Source organism: Acidobacteriota bacterium (assembly GCA_028875575.1).
In the GTDB taxonomy this organism is placed as follows: domain Bacteria; phylum Acidobacteriota; class Terriglobia; order Versatilivoradales; family Versatilivoraceae; genus Versatilivorator.
Map to the genome: position 1 here is coordinate 1 of JAPPDF010000091.1, position 17,771 is coordinate 17,771.

A 17,771-nucleotide genomic window follows, 5' to 3' on the forward strand; every position below is an offset into this window, starting at 1 on the left:
GCCAGCACAAGGCTTCCAGTAGAACTCTATCACTCCCCCCTGGAGGGGGAGTCGGCGAGGCAAACGCGGCGTCCCTTCGACCAGGCCGCAGCATGCAGCCGAGCCGGAGGGGGGCCAACGCGGCGCCCCGAAAGCGCAGCCCGCAGTCGAACCGGTGGGGGGGACGGAATCGGCGAGATCGCCGCATAGCGGGAGGCGGCTACGCTCGCAGGGTCAGCCCAACCAGTCTTTCCGGGGGTGGACGTGTGAACAGGAAGCTGGCCAGGTAACCCACCAGCAGGTTCACCACCATGCTCAGCACCGGAATCCACATCCAACTGATGGGCTCATGGGCCACCGTCACCACTCCGCCTTCCCTCTCCAGGAGGTAGAACAGCTCTCCGTTTCTAATATCCCACCGGCGCCCCTCTTCCCGGACGAGCACGGCCGCATCGCTCCTGAGCACGATTCCGTTGCTCCTGAAACTTCCTGCCAGCCTCGTGGAGATCGCACCCTGGTCCAAGCCCTCCGAGCCCCCTGAGTCCACGGCGAAAAGAGTCGTCTTGTTGAGGAAGGGCTGAACCATGGGCGGCAAGCCGTTGAACCCCAGCGACAGGGCGATGGCTGCCACCGCGCCGCACAGGACTCCCGGAGTATTCACCCTCCTGGACAAGATGCCCAAGACGAAAAACGCAGCGATGGGAGCTGAAACCAGACTCGTCAGCCGCGTGAAATGCTCCCCGGCGGTGCCCCGCTGCTGGTCGTATTGAGAGAGCGCAAACGCCAGCAGCACCAGACCGAAACCCAGCGTGAGGAGCTTGGCCACCCTGACGTAGTGGTCCTCGGAACGATTCGGCTCCAGGTAGCGCCGGTAGAAGTCGTTGTTGGTGACGTTGCTCATGGAGTTCAGGGCCGAGTCGAAAGTTGACATGAGGGCCGCCAACACCCCTCCCATCACCAGGCTGCGCATGATCAGCGGCAGGTTCAGCAGAACGAAGTGGGGAAGCACCATGTCGGGATGGGTAATTTGCCGCTTCAGTTCCGGATGCTGGGAATAGTAGGCCACGAACCCCCAGGCCACCGGCACCGTGAACAACACGAAACCGTAGCCGGTGACGGCGTTGGCCAGCAAGGCCTTGAACATGGTGCGCCTGTCCCTGGTGGCGTGCATGCGCTGCACCGTAATCTGGTTGGTTCCGAAGGCCAGGGCACGCACTACCGAACCGGACAGCAATACCCAGATGGTTCCCTCCACCGCCAGGCTCCATTCATGGGAAATGAGCTTGGTGTGGGGATGGCCGGTGCGCTCGGAGATCTGATTCGAGGCCAGGGTCCAGATCTCCATGGGGTCGAAGTAGCTCAGAAGAACGATGGCGATCATGAGGTAGCCACCCACGAAGACCACGTACTGGACCACATCGGTCCAGATGACGGCCCTCATCCCGCCCAGCACGGTATAGAAGGCACCCAACAGTCCGATGACCAGCAGGCACAGCCGCCCGTCGAAACCGCTCACCGATTCAAATCCCCTGGAAGCCGCTACCAGGGCGGTGGAGAGCCAGAAGACGGTATAGACGATGAACAGCGTGGCGCCGGTCGAGCGGACGGCAGGATGAAAACGCCTCTCCAGGTACTCGTAGATCGACAGCACCCGCAGGCGGGCCCAGATCGGAATCCAGAGGGCAGCGGTCGGAAGAACCATGAGGAACTCGATCAAGCCCCCCGTAATGGAACTGCGGGTGTCCCGCTCGAAAATCCAGCCGGGAAGAGCCAGGTAGCTGATCGGACTCAGGTGGGTTGCAATCAGCGAAATGCCCACCGCCCACCAGGGCAGATTGCCGCCGGCATGAAAGTACTCCTTGAGGCTCTTCTGCCTGCCGGAGAAGAGAATTCCCATGACCACCATCGAGGCCAGGTAGATCCCGATGACCAGGTAGTCGAAGATGGAGAACTTGGCCATGGGCGGAAGCATACAACACTGTTACCCTGTCAAGGTGTGAACCATTTCCCCGGCTCATGGTGTGAAGGACGTTTCCGGTTTGCACCCTCGCGGGAGTACGGGCCTCCCACCCGTATCCTGTTCCTGCTGGCGGCTTGGTGCCGGTGCGCCTCTTTGACCCTCTCCGCCGGGCCGTGATAGGCTCCCCGACCGAAGAAACGGTGCTCCAAGAGGAATGATCTCTACCGGCAATCCGCCAAGGTTCCTGGAAATCAAACGCCGGGACGGGGGGCGCCTGGCCGGCTACCATTGGCCGGGTCCAGGCCCTTCGTTGCTGCTCATCCCGGGAAGCTGGAGCGACTACCGCCAGTTCGACGCGGTTCGCGCCCGTCTGGACAAGGACCTCAACCTGGCCATCCTGGAGTTGCCCGGACATGGCCGCAGTTGGCCTCCGACCCTGCAGGGAAACATCGAGGACTTTGCCCGGGAAACGTTGCGCCTGACCGATAAGATGGGTTGGAAGTCCTGGTTCGCGGGCGGGCACAGCATCGGCGGCATGATCGCCATTGAGCTGGCCGGACAGTTCCCCCGGAAGCTCGCCGGAGTGATTTCTCTCGAAGGCTGGACCCACCATGAAGTCTTGAGCCAGGCCTTCTCCGGACAGGTTGACACCACCCTTTCCGAGGAGCTGGAGCAGCAGCGGCTGGAAGCCCGCAGGCGGACCCTGCGCCGGCTGAACCAGGGTCAAATCGCGGCCTTTCGCTCCATCTGGCAGCGCTGGGACGGCCTCCCCATTCTGGAAGCGACTTCCGTCCCGGTGCTGGAGGTGTGGGGTGACCGCAACCGCCCCCGCCCCAGCCGCCGGCAGATGAGAATCCCGGAGCGAGCCAATATCCAGTTGCAATGGGTTGCCGGCGCTTCCCATTCGCTCCCGCTGGAGAGACCGCAAGAAGTTGCCGAAGCCATCAACCGATTCGTCTTTCCCGACCCTGCCCCTTAGCCCGGATTTCTCAAAGGGGCGCCGGATTTCGTCCATGAACGACTCGGCACAGCCAACCAGCCGCAGAAACTTCCTGCACACCGCATCGATGGCAGGGGCCGGCCTGTGGGCAGTCCAGGCGGCCTGCCGGACCGGATCCGACGCGGGCGCAAAACGCGGCGGCGCCCCGCCATCGAGCCGATTCGACTGCGTGGTCGTGGGAGGCACCCCCGGGGGGATTGCCGCGGCCGTGACCGCCGCGCGCATGGGACGCTCGGTGGCGCTGGTGGAGGAAAACGCCCACTTGGGCGGCATGTCCGCCAGTGGCCTGGGCAAGAGCGACATCGAGAACCGTGCGGCAATTCGTGACTTCTTCGCCGAATTCGTCCAGCGTGTCCACCGGCGCTACCTGGAGAAGTACGGTCCCGACTCGGAAAATGTCCGCTTGTGCCGGGATGGCTACTTCTACGAGCCCTCGGTGGCTGAAGCCACCTTCGACAGAATGGTGGAAGAACAGCCCTCCATCAGCCTGCTGAAATCCCACCGCTTCCGGTCCACCATCACTCGAGAGGGAACCGCATGCGGGGTGGTGGTCCAGGACCGTGGAACCGGAGTCCAAAGGCAATTGCAGGCCCGGCTGGTGATCGACGCCACCTACGAAGGAGACGCCTACGCCTCGGCCGGGGCCCGCTACCGGCTGGGACGAGAATCCCGGGAAGAGTACGGGGAACCCCACGCCGGAGTGATCTATTACGACTACCGCAAGCGGGTTTTTCTGCCGGGGTCCACCGGAGAGGGCGACCGGCGTCTGCCGGCCTACACCTACCGTCTCTGCCTGACCACCGACCCGGACAACGCCCATCCCTTGAGCGAGCCGCCCCCCGACTACGACCGCACCCCTTACCTGGGCTACCTCGAAGACCTCAAGGAGGGGCGCCTGGCCGGACCCAAGCGCTTCAAGCCGGGCCGAGGCTACTATCCGGCCCATTTCAACACGCTGGTACGCGCACTGTCCGTGTCCGAGATTCCCAACCGAAAAACGGACGTGAACATGAACCCCCGGCCCTTGGGATTCCCCTTTGCCGAGGAAAATCAGGGCTATGTCGAGGGAGACCGGGAGGTCCGTCGGAAGATCCGGACCAGGATCCGCAACCTGACGCTGGGCCTGCTGTGGTTTCTGCAGCAGGATTCGGAGGCTCCTCCGGCCCATCGTCGCATTGCACGCCAGTATCACCTGCCCCTGGACGAGTTCACAGACAACGGGCACTTCCCCTTTCAGCTCTATATTCGCGAGGCGCGCCGCCTGGTGGGTCTGTACACGCTCACGGAGCTGGATGTCAGCCGAAACCAGGCCAGGCCGGAGGCCGGCAGCTTCGAGGACGCGGTAGCCGTGGGCGAGTTCCCCGTCGACAGCTTTCCGGTGCGCAAGCGCCAGCCCGGGAACACCGCCGTGCTGGAAGGGTATTTGTACATGTTGGAAAACACCCGGCCCTATCAGATCCCCTACCGCATCATGATTCCGGAGGAGGTGGACGGACTGATCGTCCCGGTGGCTGCCTCCACCAGTCACGTGGCCTACTCCTCGATTCGCACGGAACCGACCTGGATGGCGCTGGGTCAGGCCGCCGGCGTAGCCGCCCACCTGGCCCTGGAGCAAGATCTCCAGCCGCGCCAGGTGCCAGTGGACCGGCTCCAGGAAATCCTGCGCGGACAGGGGCAGGTGCTGGATCTCGAGCGGTCCTGAAACGGAACGGCGTCCGCCGGGTCGTCACCGACGCGAGGGTGATTCTGATGCCCCGAGGCTATTTCCACTACCAGACGTTGGAGGAACTGGACCGAGAAGCCCGGCGGCTAAAGCTGGATCTGCGCCTGGAACCCGATACCCGGCGCGTCAGCAGCCTACTGGGACGGCCGGTACGCGTCGGCCACTACCGGGCCGGCAACTCTCTGGCCATCCATCCCATGGAGGGGTGCGACGGCACCCCCCTGGGCGAGCCGGATGCCCTCACCTTCCGGCGGTACGACAGATTTGCCCGAGGCGGCGCCAAGCTGATCTGGTTCGAGGCCACGGCCGTGGTCCCGGAAGGCAGAGCCAACCCGAGGCAGCTGCTGCTCAACCGGGCCACCGCCAGATCGTTGCGGTCCTTATTGGATCGGACCCTGAAGGCTCACCGGGAGGTCCACGGATCGGTGGACGACCTGGTGGTTATCCTTCAACTGACCCATTCGGGACGCTACAGCCATCCCCGGCCCCTGCTCTGCCACCACCACCCCATCGTGGACCGGCTGACCTACCTGGACGGTTCCAGGCGCGTGCCCCTGCCGCCGGACTATCCACTGATGGACGATGCCGCCATCGAACGGCTGGAAGACGCCTACGCCCAAGCCGCCCGCCTGGCCGCCGACATCGGGTTTCACGGCATCGACATCAAGCTGACCCACGGTTACTTCGGCAATGAACTGCTGGGGGCCAAGACCAGGAAGGGCCGCTACGGCGGAAGCCTGCACAACCGGACCCGTTTTCTCAGAAACGCGATCGAAAAAATCAAGGCAGTCACCCACGACCGGTTCCTGCTGGCCTCCCGGATCGGGGTCTTCGACGGGCTCCCCTACCGGACTGGAGCCGACAGTGGCCGGGGCGAGCCCTGGCCCTGTTCCCTGCCCTACCGCCACGGCTTCGGCGTCCACGAACAGAGACCCCAGGAACCCGATCTCACCGAACCCAAGCAGGTCATCGCCCTTATGAAGCGGTCGGGGGTCGGCCTGGTCAACGTTTCCATGGGAAATCCCTACACCAACCCCCACATCGGGCGCCCCTTCGAAAAGCCGGACGAAGGCAACTACCAGACCCCGGAGCATCCCCTGATCGGGGTGGACCGGCACTTCCGGCTGTGCGGAGACATTCAGCAGGCCTTCCCGGATCTCCCCATCGTGGGCACCGGCTACAGCTGGCTGCAACACTGGCAGCACCACGCCGGGGCGGCCAACCTGCGGGACGGCCGGGCAACGATCATGGGAATCGGACGGGGAGCCCTGGCCTATCCCGATCTCCCCACGGACATTCTGACTCAAGGGGCCCTGAATCCGGCCACCACCTGCAAGACCCTCACTTTCTGCACCTACCTCATGCGCCAGAAAACCCACCCGTGGGGCCAACACCCCACCGGCTGCCCTCCTTTCGACAAGGAGATCTATGGACCCGTCATCAAGGAAGCCCGATCCCGAAAGCGACGAGGCTAGATTCGACCGAGGCCGCATCGCTTTCCCGGAGGCACACTCTTGAGTAGGGTGCAGGAAGTGTGGCGTGATCTTGGAACGGCCGTGGGTTCCGAAAGGACGCTATCGTTCGCCGCGCAGACGACTGAGGAAGCGGGAGAATTCCCCATGAACAATATGAGCCTTTTGCAAAATGAGTCGTGCAGCGCTGGGGACGTTGTTGAATTACTGGAAAAACTTCAATCTGCCACTGCTGAACTGGTTTGATTCGATAACCTCTCCAATGCGCTCCTTACAAGTTATTCCAGTAATTCAACAACGTCCCCTATTCACGCGCACAGGTCTATGAACGGCGGCGCCGGTGCGTGACGCAGAATATCGTGGAGAGGATTTCCGTGTGAGAATCGGTCCCTCTCTTTGCCCCCGCGAAAAGGCTGCTGCGAAAAAAGTTGTAATTATGGGGCTTCTCGGACGTTACTACTTGTAAGGCTTAAAATCCTTGATGCATCGCACCTGCCCATACATGGTGAACGAACAGACTGAGGAGGGACGACATGGAAACGAAATGGAAGGCATGGGTGGTTGTAGCGGTCCTTGCAGGAACGCCGATGGCATTCGGTGGCACCGCCCCGGAGAAGGCCACGGTGGCTAAACGGATTCTTCAGGAGGCCGAGGCCTCCGTGGAGCGCATCAGGACACTCATCGAGGACGCCCGGCGGGGAGACCCTGAATCTCAGTTCCAACTCGGAGCGATGATTCGGGACAATATCAACCAGTGGTACAAGAAGGTTCCCTCAAACGACCTCCCGAATTTCGAGGTTCTTCCGAAGGCACAAGCCGAAGCGATGCTGGAGGCGCGGACTTGGTTTACCCGAGCAGCCGAGCAGGGACACGACATGGCTCAAATGGAATTGTCGAGTCTTTACCGTCGTAAGTACCCCCCTGACTATTCGTTCATGACTGACTATATTCTGAGCTACGCCTGGCTCAAGGTCGCCCTGGACAAAGGGGGCAGTTCCTACAAAACTGTTTTTGGACAGAGAGTGCCCACAGACCGTTGGTTGCGAACAGAGATGACCACCGAGCAGGTAGCCGAGGCTGAAAAAATGGCGGCTGAGATCCAGGAGCGCATCAAGACCTCAAAACCGCGGTGACTCCCTCTCCACTTCCGATTGGACCCTATGAGTCAACTCCTCCTTGGAAGGCAGCAACATTTTTGCGGGCTTTCAGTTGATACAGGCTCCCAAAAACACAAGACCGGGGATGACCTCTCGCGAAGACTCCCTTGCCCTGCAACACGACGCGTGTCATTCCAGGAGCATCGTTCCATAAAAGAACAACTGAAATCGTTGCACCGGTAGAAACGTTTCTATTGACATCTACTACATATGAGGTTATAAATATGGGAGAATTATAGAGAAGACTTCCTGCCCTGAAAACCAGTTTTCCCTTCAGCCGATCTTGGGACTACGGATCGCATTCTATCGGGAATCCTGAAGACATGGAGGTGTTCTTGGCACAGAGGAACCATATCAAGCTGTCACCGCTTGAACTCAAGGCCATGGAGGCACTCTGGAAACTCGGCAGGGCCTCCACCAGGGAAATTCTCGAGCAGCTCCCTGTAAGCAAAAAGCCCGCCTATACGACGGTCCAAACCCTGGTCGCTCGCCTGGAGGCAAAGGGTGCCCTACGGAAATTGCGAAAGATCGGCAATGCCCATGTTTTTGTCCCCGTCATCACCCGACGGCAGGCCTACCGCCGGCTGGTGAGCGATTTTCTGGACTTGTTCAGCGGTTCACCCCGGCCTGTGATGTCCCATCTGGCCGATACAGGCAAACTGACTCTGGAAGACCTGCAAGACATCGAAAGGATCCTCCGGAAAAGACGGACCCGTCGAAAAAACACCGTTCCTGTGGATCCAAAACCCGAGTGAATCCCGACTGGGAGTTGGCGAGCAGGAAAGGAGAATGATCTCTCATGAACATACATTCATGGCTGTCAGAGTGGTCTTCCTGGCTGTGGCCCAACGTTGCGGTTCACCTTTGGGAGACCGCTCTCTTTGTTGGCTTGCTGGCCTTGGGTGTCCAATTCCTTGGACGAGCGCCGGCAAGCACCCGTTACCGGTTCTGGCTCCTGGCTACGGTCAAGCTGCTCGTTCCCTCGGTCCTGTTGGTATGGCTGGTATCGGAAATCCCTGGTGAAGCACCAGCCTTGACTTCTCCGCCCCTGGAACAATCAGCCCATGGGGCTCCAGCTTCCGATCCGGGAAGACCCGTCTATGAAATTCTGCAGCCAATACTCCTGAGCCCCCCGCCCGCGGCTCAGCCGGTGTCCGCTGTCGCCCACAACGAGCTCTACTGCACGCTCACGCTGACCTGGCTGGTCGGATTTCTGTTCTTTGTGGTTCGCTGGGTGAGAGGCTCTTTGAGCCTGGCCTGGACAGTCAGGATCAGCGATGGGCTCGTCTCTTCGCGAGAAACCGAGATCCTGAACCGAGTCCGCTCCCGGCTTCAGTTGACGCAGGAGGTTGACATCCTCGTTTCAGCCAATGTCACCGAAGCAGGCCTTTTGGGTATTTGGAGACCCACGGTTTTATTGCCTGAAGGGGTCGCAAGCCGCTTGAGCGACGAGGAACTAGAAGCAGTCATACTCCACGAGCTGATTCATGTGAAGCGCAGGGACAACCTCGCCGTGCTGCTCCAGAAAGCCATCTTTTCCTTGCTGTGGTTTTATCCCCCGGTATGGCTGATCGACAGAAAATTGTTCGAGGAGCGGGAGCGGGCCTGCGATGAAGAAGTCTTGCGGATCAGGCAATCCCCGGAGACCTACATCTCTGGAATTCTGAAGGTGGTCAGAGCCTGTGTGGAGCAGCGGCTGGTGGGCACCTCTTCCATTGGCGGTTCAGACCTCAAAAGACGGATGGTCCATCTCCTCTCGACCGGGCTGCCACGCAAGCTCGGCGTCCTGGAATTCACCCTGATTATTGGATTTGTGGCGGGTTTGTCCATCTTCTCCGTGGGCACAGGCTTGGTGAACCGTGATGCCTACGCTGCCTGGAGCGCGCCAACCAGCCGGAACCCTGTGGACCGAAAACCCGGGGTGATCCAGGGACAGGTGCTTACTGAAGCCGATGGCAATCCGTTGGCCAATGCCACCCTCTCGCTCCGGTCGAAGACCGCACACCCCTACGACCCACCCCGAACCGCCCGGACCGACATCCAGGGGGAATATATATTCAGAGATCTTAACCCTGGTCAGTACACACTGAGGGCAACCCGCCACGGCTACATTCCCCGCAATTACGGCCAGAAGACCGGCTATAGCTTCAGAAGAGACAGTGTCGGGACAGCTCTGACCGTCGGTCCCGGACAGGTCCTCGAGAACATTGACTTCCATCTCATCCGAGGCGGTGTGGTTGCGGGGAGGGTGGTGGACCAGGACAGGGAACCTGTGGAGCGGGTTGCCGTCCGTTTGAGGGTTTATCGGAGCCTGGGAGGCGAGGGCCGCCTGCTGCCCTACAGACAGGACGAGACCGACGACCGGGGGCACTTCCGCATCTTCGGTGTCCCCCCTGGCAACTACTATCTGCGCGTGTCCCCTCGTCCCTTGTTTGGAGACTCGGAAAGACCGATGCGGTCCTTCGCGCCGACCTACTACCCCGGAGTCCTGAGCGTGGAGGACGCGGCCACCATCAAGATGACTGCAGGAGAAGAAATGGGAGGCTTCAAGATCACCGTGATAGAGGGGGCCAGTTACAGCGTCAGCGGCCGGGTGCTGACGCCGGAGGGCAAGCCGGCTCACTCCGTGTGGATCATGTCCATGAAGCAATCGGGCAAGGAACTCCCCACCGGAATGGGACCGAACACGAACACGGACCTGCAGGGCGAATTCAAGGTTTCGGGTCTTCTTCCGGGAGGATATCGTCTCTACGCCCGTTCGGGCGGCGGTGAGAATGAACGGTTGGCCACTGCGAACGTCGAGGTTGTGGACCAGGACCTGAGCGGCTTGACTCTGATGCTTGCCAAGGGTGCAGACATCACCGGCAGGATCCTGGTGGAAGGTGAAGCGTCCACCCTGGATTGGCGCCGGATCTCGTTGCACATGTTGCCATCGAAGGACAATCTGAATCGACTGTCCTTCGGTGGCACTAGAGCCTCAATCGAAAAGGATCTCACCTTCAAGATTGCGAACCATCCCGAGGGTCCCTATCACCTGATGGTCATGCTCCCGCCGGGCAATCACTATGTCTCTTCCATCCGTGTCGGCGGCCAGGACCTCACGGATCGTCCGATAGAGCTGAAAAACAATGACCGGCTGGATGGAATGGAGATTCACGTTTCCTCCCAGGGTGCTCGGATCAGTGGTCATGTTCAACAGGCGGAAGAGGAGGAAATGGCTGAAGGGGCAACCGTCTTGGTCTTCGCCGACGATCCCCGGCAAAGGGATTTTTCCTCCCGCTTCACCCGGGCAACTCAGACGGACCAGAGTGGACATTATTCCTTGGAAGGACTGGTCCCGGGAAAATACCTGCTGTGCGCTCTGGTCGATCACCAGAGCGGTAATGAGAAGGACCCCGATTACCTGAGAAGCCTGGTAAAGGACTCGGAGCCCATCGACCTGTCAGCCGGTCAGACTGCGCAGGAATCCCTGGCGACGGTGCCGGCGCCGCTGATGAACTGACCGATTTTGCTGCAGGGCTTGCGTGGTGACGGGTCTTGCCGCCGTGGCTCGCATTCGGCGATACTTCAAGGACCGATCCCGTTTAGCGGCCATTGATGCCGGCACCATGGGCCCGAGATGTCTGACGATTTTCACGTTCTGCCCACTCCTAAACTGAAGCAAGCCGCTAAAGATTGTCCGCTGCTTGAAGGCAATAGCGAAGCCTGGATTGTCTGCTGCTCCCGCCGCTTCTTTCCTCTCGCCAGGCGGGTCGCCGGCGACGACGATCTGGTGCATGATGTCCTGCAGACCAGTTGGATCAAGATCCTTCAATCCCTCAATCATGCCTCCTTCAACGGACCGAAGGCCTGTCCGTGGGTGCATCGGATCGTTACCAACACGGCCAAGGACTTGCATGGGAAACAGGTCCGCCGCCGCGAAGATCCACTTCAAGACCACAGAACCCCGACCCAGGACCCTGAAGCTCTTGCCCAGGAAAGAGAACTGTTGATGCTACTCAGGGAAATGATCGATCTGCTGCCGGGAACCTACCGCCAGGTCATCAAGCTGCGTCTCTACCAGGGGTTCTCCAACAAGCAGATCTCACGACGCCTTCACGTATCTCGCGGCAATGTCGCCGTCCGCATGAATCGTGCCATCACTCTGCTCAAGCGCCGCATCGATGCCCGGGCGCGATCATTGTCGAAAGAAGGCTCCTAGCAGTCTTGAACAACCCCTTCCAAGAAAATTGTAATCGATCGCCGTTTCGACTGTTTATGGGAGTATAGGCGCCAAAAATCGGGCCTGGAGGCAAGTCCAAGCAGCAAACGTCGGGGAATCACTCAGCCTGGCAGCCTTAGCGGGAGAAAGCGAGGTGTTGCATGAAAATCACGACCAACCGAAGCACTTGCAGAGCGAGGTCGAAACTTCTCCTCGCTATTGTGCTCGTTCTGGCCGGGTCTCGCCCCGGGTTAGCCGAAAACCAGGAGATTGCAAAGTTGCGCCGGGCTGCTGAACAAGGAGATGCCAGCGCACAATTCAGGCTGGGCCGCATGTACGCCAGGGGCGAGGGGGTGGCGGAAAACCTCGTGGAAGCCGCCACCTGGACACGCCAGGCCGCTGAACAAGGGCTTCCCAAGGCTCAGCTTTATCTCGGCCATATGCACCACGTGGGCGACGGAGTGCCGGAGGACTACCGAGCGGCGGCGAAGTGGTACCGGAAAGCTGCCGATCAGGGGAACCCCGAGGCCCAAGCCGCCCTGGGGCGCATGTACTTCCTTGGCAAGGGGGTGCCGAAGGACGACCGGAAGGGAGTGAAGTGGACCCGCCAAGCCGCTGAACGCAGACACGCCAGGGCTCAAACAACCTTGGGCTTCATGTACCGCCATGGAAGAAAGGTGCTGGAGAATCACCAAGAGGCGGTGAAGTGGTATCGGCTGGCCGCCGATCAGGGCCATGCCAGCGCGCAATTCACGCTGGGCGACATGTACGCCAAGGGCGAGGGAGTGCCGGAGGACTATGTACAAGCCTATACTTGGTTCATTCTTGCCGCTGCCCAGGGTGAAGAGAGAGCATTCAAGTTGAAGGACGAGCTCAGACTGACCATGACCTCCGAGCAAGTAGCCGAGGCGCAGAAACTTGCCTCCGAGCTCCAGGAGCGCATCGAACTTTCAAACAACCGTTAGACCAAGTTGGGATTAAGGACATAGGCAAGCTCGCCGAGTCGAAGGAATCCTACCCAATGTGCGATTGAGGGCCAAACGAGCAAAGACCCAGACCCTCTACTTCTCCAAGACCCAGCGCACCGCTCCCATGTGGTAGCGCCGGTGCTGGGGGATCCGGTTGCTGTAGTAGGCGGTCAGCAGGGTTCCATCCGCCATCTGGACGGTCGAGGGGTATCCTCCGTCGGTGGTTTCTTCAAGGTTGACGATGCGGGTGGGACGACTCCAGGTTTGGCCTTCGTCCTCACTGGTACGGTAGCCGATGCCGTGGTGCCCTTTCTCCCGAATCCCATAGGTCAGCAGGACGCGACCATCGGCCATCCGCAGCAGGTGGGCCGGATGGTGCCCGGGAAGGGTCAGGAGTTCCGACTTGGCCCAGTGCTTCCCCTCGTCTTCCGAGACGAAAAGCGCCAGATGGCCGTCGGCGTGACTCCGGGAGGCGGCCAGCCAGCGATCGGGGCGCAGCAGCAACAGGGCCGTCTCGTTGTAGTCATGGGGCGCCAGCTTGACGGCTTCGCCCCAACTGCGTCCATCGTCCCGACTGAACAACAGGTAGGCGTTAGCCGTCCCCGGGATTTCGTGGTAGAAGCTGGCCGCCAGCATTTTGCCTTCGCCCTGAACGATGTCTCCGAAGGGAATCAGGAAATCCACTTCCTGCGGCAACTGCACCGAGGAGGATCGACTCCAGCTCCTGCCGCCGTCCGATGATCGCGCCACCAGAGTGGGCAGAATCTTTTCCCGGAAATCACGACCACCCCATCCCGAGGCCAGCACCACCAGGGATCCGTCATGGGCCAATCCGGCCGCCACGTTCATCCGATTGCTCTTCCCCTCGTGAACTGCCGGGCTGCCCCGTTTTTCCCAAAGACGGCCGTCCGGGCTATACCAGCACTCCACGTCACCGACGTCCAATCCGTGATAGGGCCGGTTGAAGATGGTCGCCACCACGCTTCCGTCCGGCATCAGTGTCAGGTTGGGCCAGGCGCAGACATTGTCGATGGCCACGTATCGTTCGGCCCCCTGGTGGAAGACGCCCAGCAGCAACCAGACGAGACCGCCGGCCAACGCAATGCCGGCGCGGCCCGTCCAGGGCCCTCCGGATCCGAGCAGGGGCTTCCCGGTGCGGGCCGGCCTTGCCGCCTGGGACCCTGTCTCTCTGGAAACGACTTGGCAGGATTGGTTCCGAACGAACGGGCCGCGCCGCGTTCGGCGATTCAAGACCCGGTTCCCGAGACCGCCCGGCTTCCCCGTATCAATGCTATTGGTGTTCATTGGTGTCCATTCGTGGTTCGTCTTCTTATGGAACCTTTCGCGAAATTCGTAGCGGGACAGGTCATCTTGCCGGCAAACCTGAGGTTCTGCCTTTTTCAATATTGGGTGCGACTTGGTCAAGAATGCTGTCTAACCACAAAAAGCACAAAAGTCACAAGTTGTGTTTTTGTGCCTTTTGTGGCTATTCCCGGCAGACGTCCCGCTGCCGGATTTTGCAAGAGGCTCTATGGTAATCCTATTTTTCAAGACAGGATACTAGGGTTGCACCGCTGCGGCGGTGCCACCCCGCAGACGGCTGAGAAGTCCCGAGTACCGGCGCTCCTGCTTGTTGTTTCTGACCGCCGCCTGCAGCGCCCGGGCCTGCCCGATGACCACCACCAGCTTTTTCCCCCGAGTGATCCCGGTGTAGATGAGGTTGCGTTGGAGCAGCAGATACTGCTGCATGGCCAGGGGAATGACCACCACCGGAAATTCCGACCCCTGACTCTTGTGAACCGAGATGGCATACCCGGGAGCCAGCTGGTCCAGCTCGTTGAAGTCGTAGATCACTTTCTGACTCTCGAATCGGATGGCCACGCCCTTGTCCAGCGGGTCGACCATTTCTATCCGCCCCATGTCGCCGTTGAAGACATTCTTGTCATAGTTGTTTTCCATCTGAATGACCTTGTCCCCGACTCGAAATTTCCATCCGAACTTCTCGACCTCCTCCCGTCCCGGCCGAGCCGGGTTGAGGAGTTCCTGCAGCCTCCGGTTCACCTCCCGGGCCCCCAGCGACCCGCGATGCATGGGACACAGCACCTGGACGTCGCGGATGGAGTCGACGCCCATCCGCCTGGGGATCCTCTCCTGGATCAACCTCGACATCAGGCCTGCGATCTGCTCCGGATCATCTTTCTCCAGGAAGTAGAAGTCCGAGTCGGGAGCAGTTCCCGAGACCGGGGCCGGAGCCTTGCCGCTATTGACCTCATGGGCGGTGGTAATGATGCGGCTGTCCCTGGACTGACGAAAGACCTCCTTCAACCGGACCACCGGCACCACCCCGCTGGCGATCACATGTTGCAGCACCATCCCCGGCCCCACCGAGGGAAGCTGGTCCACGTCTCCAACCAGAATCAGGGAGCCTCCGGGAGGATGAGCGGCCAGCAGATGGCTCATGAGCGGGACATCCAGCATGGAACACTCGTCCACCACCATGAGGTCGCACTGCAGGGGATTGCGCCGGTTCCTGGCGAATCGACCGGTAGCCGGAATGACCTCCAGCATGCGATGGATAGTCTTGGCTTCCAGCCCGGTGGCCTGGGAGAGCCGCTTGGCCGCCCGGCCCGTGGGAGCGCACAACAGACATTTCACTTTCTTGGCTCTGAGGATCATCAGGATCGAGTTCATCAGAGTGGTCTTGCCCACTCCAGGGCCCCCCGTGATCACCAGGACCCGGTGACTCAGGGCTTGAACCAGAGCCTCTCGCTGACTTTCCGCCAGGACCTTGCCCGAGCGCTGCTGGCACCAGGCAATGGCTTTTTCCAGGTCGATCGCCGGATAGTCGGCCCGAGCCCGGGCCAACTGGCCGATCCTGGCCGCTATGACACTCTCGGCGCTCGCCAGGTGCGGCAAAAAGATCAGGTCTTCCCCTTCCAGACTTTCCCTCAGCAGTTGTCCCTGCGCAATCATCCAGGCCAGGGCCTCTTCCACGATGGTTTCAGGGATTTCGAGGACCTTCATCGCTTCCTGGTGGAGCTGGGAGGCAGGTAGCGCGCAGTTTCCGGCCTGGGTGGCTTCCAGCAGAACATGGTTGAGTCCGGCCCGCGCCCGCAGAGCCGAATCCCGCGAGATCCCGACATTAGCGGCAATCTGGTCGGCCGTCTTGAACCCGATTCCCGTGATGTCCTGGCTCAACCTGTAGGGATTCTCCCGGACCTGGGCCACCGCATTGGACCCGTAGGTCCTGTAGATCCGTGCGGCTCGCCGGGTTCCGACACCGTGAGAGTGGAGGAAGAGCATGATTTCCCGGATCGCTTTCTGATCCGACCAGGCCTGAGTGATGCGCTTCCTGCGGCCCGGTCCGATGCCCTCCACCGCTTCCAGACAGGCAGGGTGCTCCTCGATGATTTCGAAGATCTCCTCGCCGAATTTCTGCACCAGCTTTCGAGCGTAGACCGGTCCAATGCCCCTGACCATGCCGCTGGCCAGGTATTTTTCGATGCCTTCGGCGGTCGTGGGCGGGATGCATCTGAGTTGCCCCGCCTTGAACTGACGCCCGTGGTTCTTGTCGATGACCCAGGAGCCTTCGGCGCTGAGCCACTCTCCGGAGTTGACGATCGGCGCCGAACCCACCACGGTCGCCAGATCCCGCTGTCCCTTCACCTTGACCTGAAGCACACAAAACCCGTTCTCTTCGCTGAAGAAGGTGACCCGCTCGATGGAGCCTTCGAGTCGCTCGGAAACGGACGGGCGCAAATCAGCGGGCCCGGATAGGCCCTTGTTTCCAGAGGGTGAAAACGGCATGTCGTCTCCGGCCCCATTCAGGACAGCATTGCGGTTGCAGAGTGGATTCGGTCAAGGTAACTGAACCATCCCCATACTAATACGTCCGTCCCCAGCGCGGAACATTCGCAGGGACAAAATCCAGGAGGCAGGTTACCGCAGGAGCGCCTCGCAGGTCAGGAGGAATGCGCCTGCCATAGGCACTCAACAATGATGTCAAAACACTTTATCCCGCTCATCCTTCCAGAGGACCCGCTGGTGACTTTCCCCTCGCCTGTCGGCGAATGGGTGCCTAATCTGGCGGCTGTAATGGTTTTGCAGGATAAGAGGAGGAAACAATGCGTATCGGACCGGGGTTGCTCTCCCTCGTGGCTGCAACCGCTCTTTCACTGGCGACCAAGCCTGCTCTCCAGGCTCAACCCGATGGCAGCCTGACGGGCAACGTCTCTCTGAAGTCCAGCGGAGATCCTCTGCACGGCGCCAGCGTGACGATTGTGGAACTGGGTCGGAGCACCCTCAGCCAGGATGATGGAAGCTACCGTTTCCAGCAGGTCCCTCCCGGCAGATACACGGTTGAATCCCACCTCGACAGCCTGTTTACCGAAGCCTCCACCACGGTGACCGTCGAGCCCGGCCGCGAGGCCAAGGCCGACTTCCTGCTGGTGTTGGCGCCCCCTCAGTATGAGATCACGGTGACCGGATCGGAGAAGCGGGAAACGACCTTCGAGTCCTTTCAGAGCGTGGAATCGATCGGGCCCCATGAGCTGGGCCAATCGACCGATATCTCTCTGGGGGAGTTGCTGGACCACAGAGTCGGCACCGGGATTGCCAAGCGAGGCTTCGGACCGGGTCCCGCCCGGCCGATCGTGCGCGGATTTGACGGCGATCGGGTGCTGATCATGGAAGACGGCATCCGGACAGGCACGCTTTCGTCCCAGTCGGGCGATCACGGCGAGTTGATCAATCCCGCGCAACTGGAGAGGCTGGAGATCGTCAAGGGACCGGCCACCCTGCTCTACAGCGGCAATGCCATGGGCGGCACCGTCAATGCCATCAGCCGCCACCATGAAGCGCACCGCCATGCCCACAAGGGGTTTCGCGGATTCGTGACCGGATCGGCCGGTAGCGCCAATGCATTGGGTGGGGGCAGCGCCGGAATGGAGTACGGAACCGGCAATTGGATGATCTGGGGCCGCGGCGGGGGTGTGCGAGCCGGTGACTACACGGCGCCGGGACAGGGCAAGATCTACAATTCGCGCTCTCAACTCAAAAATGGCGGCGGGGGCGTGGGCTGGTACGGGAAAAAGGTTTTCTTCAGCGTAGAAGCCAAATTCGACGACGGCGCCTACGGTGTGCCCTTCGTTCAGGAGTTCCACGGACACCATGGTCACGGAGGCCATGAGGACGAAGGCGACGATCACGACCACGACGAGGACGAGGATCACGACCACGACGAGGACGAAGACCACGACCACGACGAGGACGAGGACCACGACGAGGACGAGGACCACGACCACGACGAGGA

12 protein-coding genes are annotated in these 17,771 nt (G+C 60.8%); 9 read left to right on the forward strand and 3 right to left on the reverse strand.

The features are described 5' to 3' along the window. Positions 1-199 precede the first annotated feature (199 nt). Entirely contained in the window at positions 200-1,951 is a 1,752-nt protein-coding gene (locus OXI69_14775) for a sodium/solute symporter (protein MDE2667405.1), read from the reverse strand. A gap of 202 nt (positions 1,952-2,153) precedes the next feature. Between OXI69_14775 and OXI69_14780 the strand changes: the two genes are divergently transcribed. The 8 genes from OXI69_14780 to OXI69_14815 all read left to right on the forward strand — a co-directional run bounded on the left by OXI69_14780 (position 2,154) and on the right by OXI69_14815 (position 12,457). Then, entirely contained in the window at positions 2,154-2,918 is a 765-nt protein-coding gene (locus OXI69_14780) for an alpha/beta hydrolase (protein MDE2667406.1), read from the forward strand. A gap of 34 nt (positions 2,919-2,952) precedes the next feature. Further along, complete coding sequence (locus OXI69_14785) at positions 2,953-4,641, forward strand: FAD-dependent oxidoreductase (GenBank protein ID MDE2667407.1); 1,689 nt, start codon at positions 2,953-2,955, stop codon at positions 4,639-4,641. Positions 4,642-4,688: 47 nt separating this feature from the next. Next, the gene (locus tag OXI69_14790; GenBank protein MDE2667408.1) at positions 4,689-6,137 is read left to right on the forward strand and encodes an NADH:flavin oxidoreductase; all 1,449 of its coding nucleotides are present in this window, start codon (positions 4,689-4,691) and stop codon (positions 6,135-6,137) included. 530 nt (positions 6,138-6,667) lie between these two features. Then, the gene (locus OXI69_14795; protein ID MDE2667409.1) at positions 6,668-7,267 is read left to right on the forward strand and encodes a hypothetical protein; all 600 of its coding nucleotides are present in this window, start codon (positions 6,668-6,670) and stop codon (positions 7,265-7,267) included. Between the two features lie 353 nt (positions 7,268-7,620). Beyond that, on the forward strand, positions 7,621-8,046 hold the full coding sequence (locus OXI69_14800; protein ID MDE2667410.1) for a BlaI/MecI/CopY family transcriptional regulator: 426 nt from the start codon (positions 7,621-7,623) through the stop codon (positions 8,044-8,046). A 44-nt stretch (positions 8,047-8,090) separates the two neighbouring features. Further along, complete coding sequence (locus OXI69_14805; GenBank protein MDE2667411.1) at positions 8,091-10,793, forward strand: carboxypeptidase regulatory-like domain-containing protein; 2,703 nt, start codon at positions 8,091-8,093, stop codon at positions 10,791-10,793. Between the two features lie 117 nt (positions 10,794-10,910). Continuing rightward, positions 10,911-11,492 carry an RNA polymerase sigma factor gene (locus OXI69_14810; GenBank protein ID MDE2667412.1) on the forward strand — a complete coding sequence of 194 codons (582 nt, stop codon included), beginning with the start codon at positions 10,911-10,913 and terminating at the stop codon, positions 11,490-11,492. 278 nt (positions 11,493-11,770) lie between these two features. Further along, positions 11,771-12,457 carry a tetratricopeptide repeat protein gene (locus OXI69_14815; GenBank protein ID MDE2667413.1) on the forward strand — a complete coding sequence of 229 codons (687 nt, stop codon included), beginning with the start codon at positions 11,771-11,773 and terminating at the stop codon, positions 12,455-12,457. A 96-nt stretch (positions 12,458-12,553) separates the two neighbouring features. Here the strand turns inward: OXI69_14815 and OXI69_14820 are convergent, their stop codons facing one another. Continuing rightward, positions 12,554-13,765 carry a sialidase family protein gene (locus OXI69_14820; GenBank protein MDE2667414.1) on the reverse strand — a complete coding sequence of 404 codons (1,212 nt, stop codon included), beginning with the start codon at positions 13,763-13,765 and terminating at the stop codon, positions 12,554-12,556. Positions 13,766-14,020: 255 nt separating this feature from the next. Beyond that, complete coding sequence (locus OXI69_14825; GenBank protein ID MDE2667415.1) at positions 14,021-16,267, reverse strand: ATP-dependent RecD-like DNA helicase; 2,247 nt, start codon at positions 16,265-16,267, stop codon at positions 14,021-14,023. 317 nt (positions 16,268-16,584) lie between these two features. Between OXI69_14825 and OXI69_14830 the strand changes: the two genes are divergently transcribed. After that, positions 16,585-17,771, forward strand: a 1,187-nt coding sequence (locus OXI69_14830; GenBank protein ID MDE2667416.1) for a TonB-dependent receptor plug domain-containing protein, incomplete at its 3' end; no start/stop codon positions are given.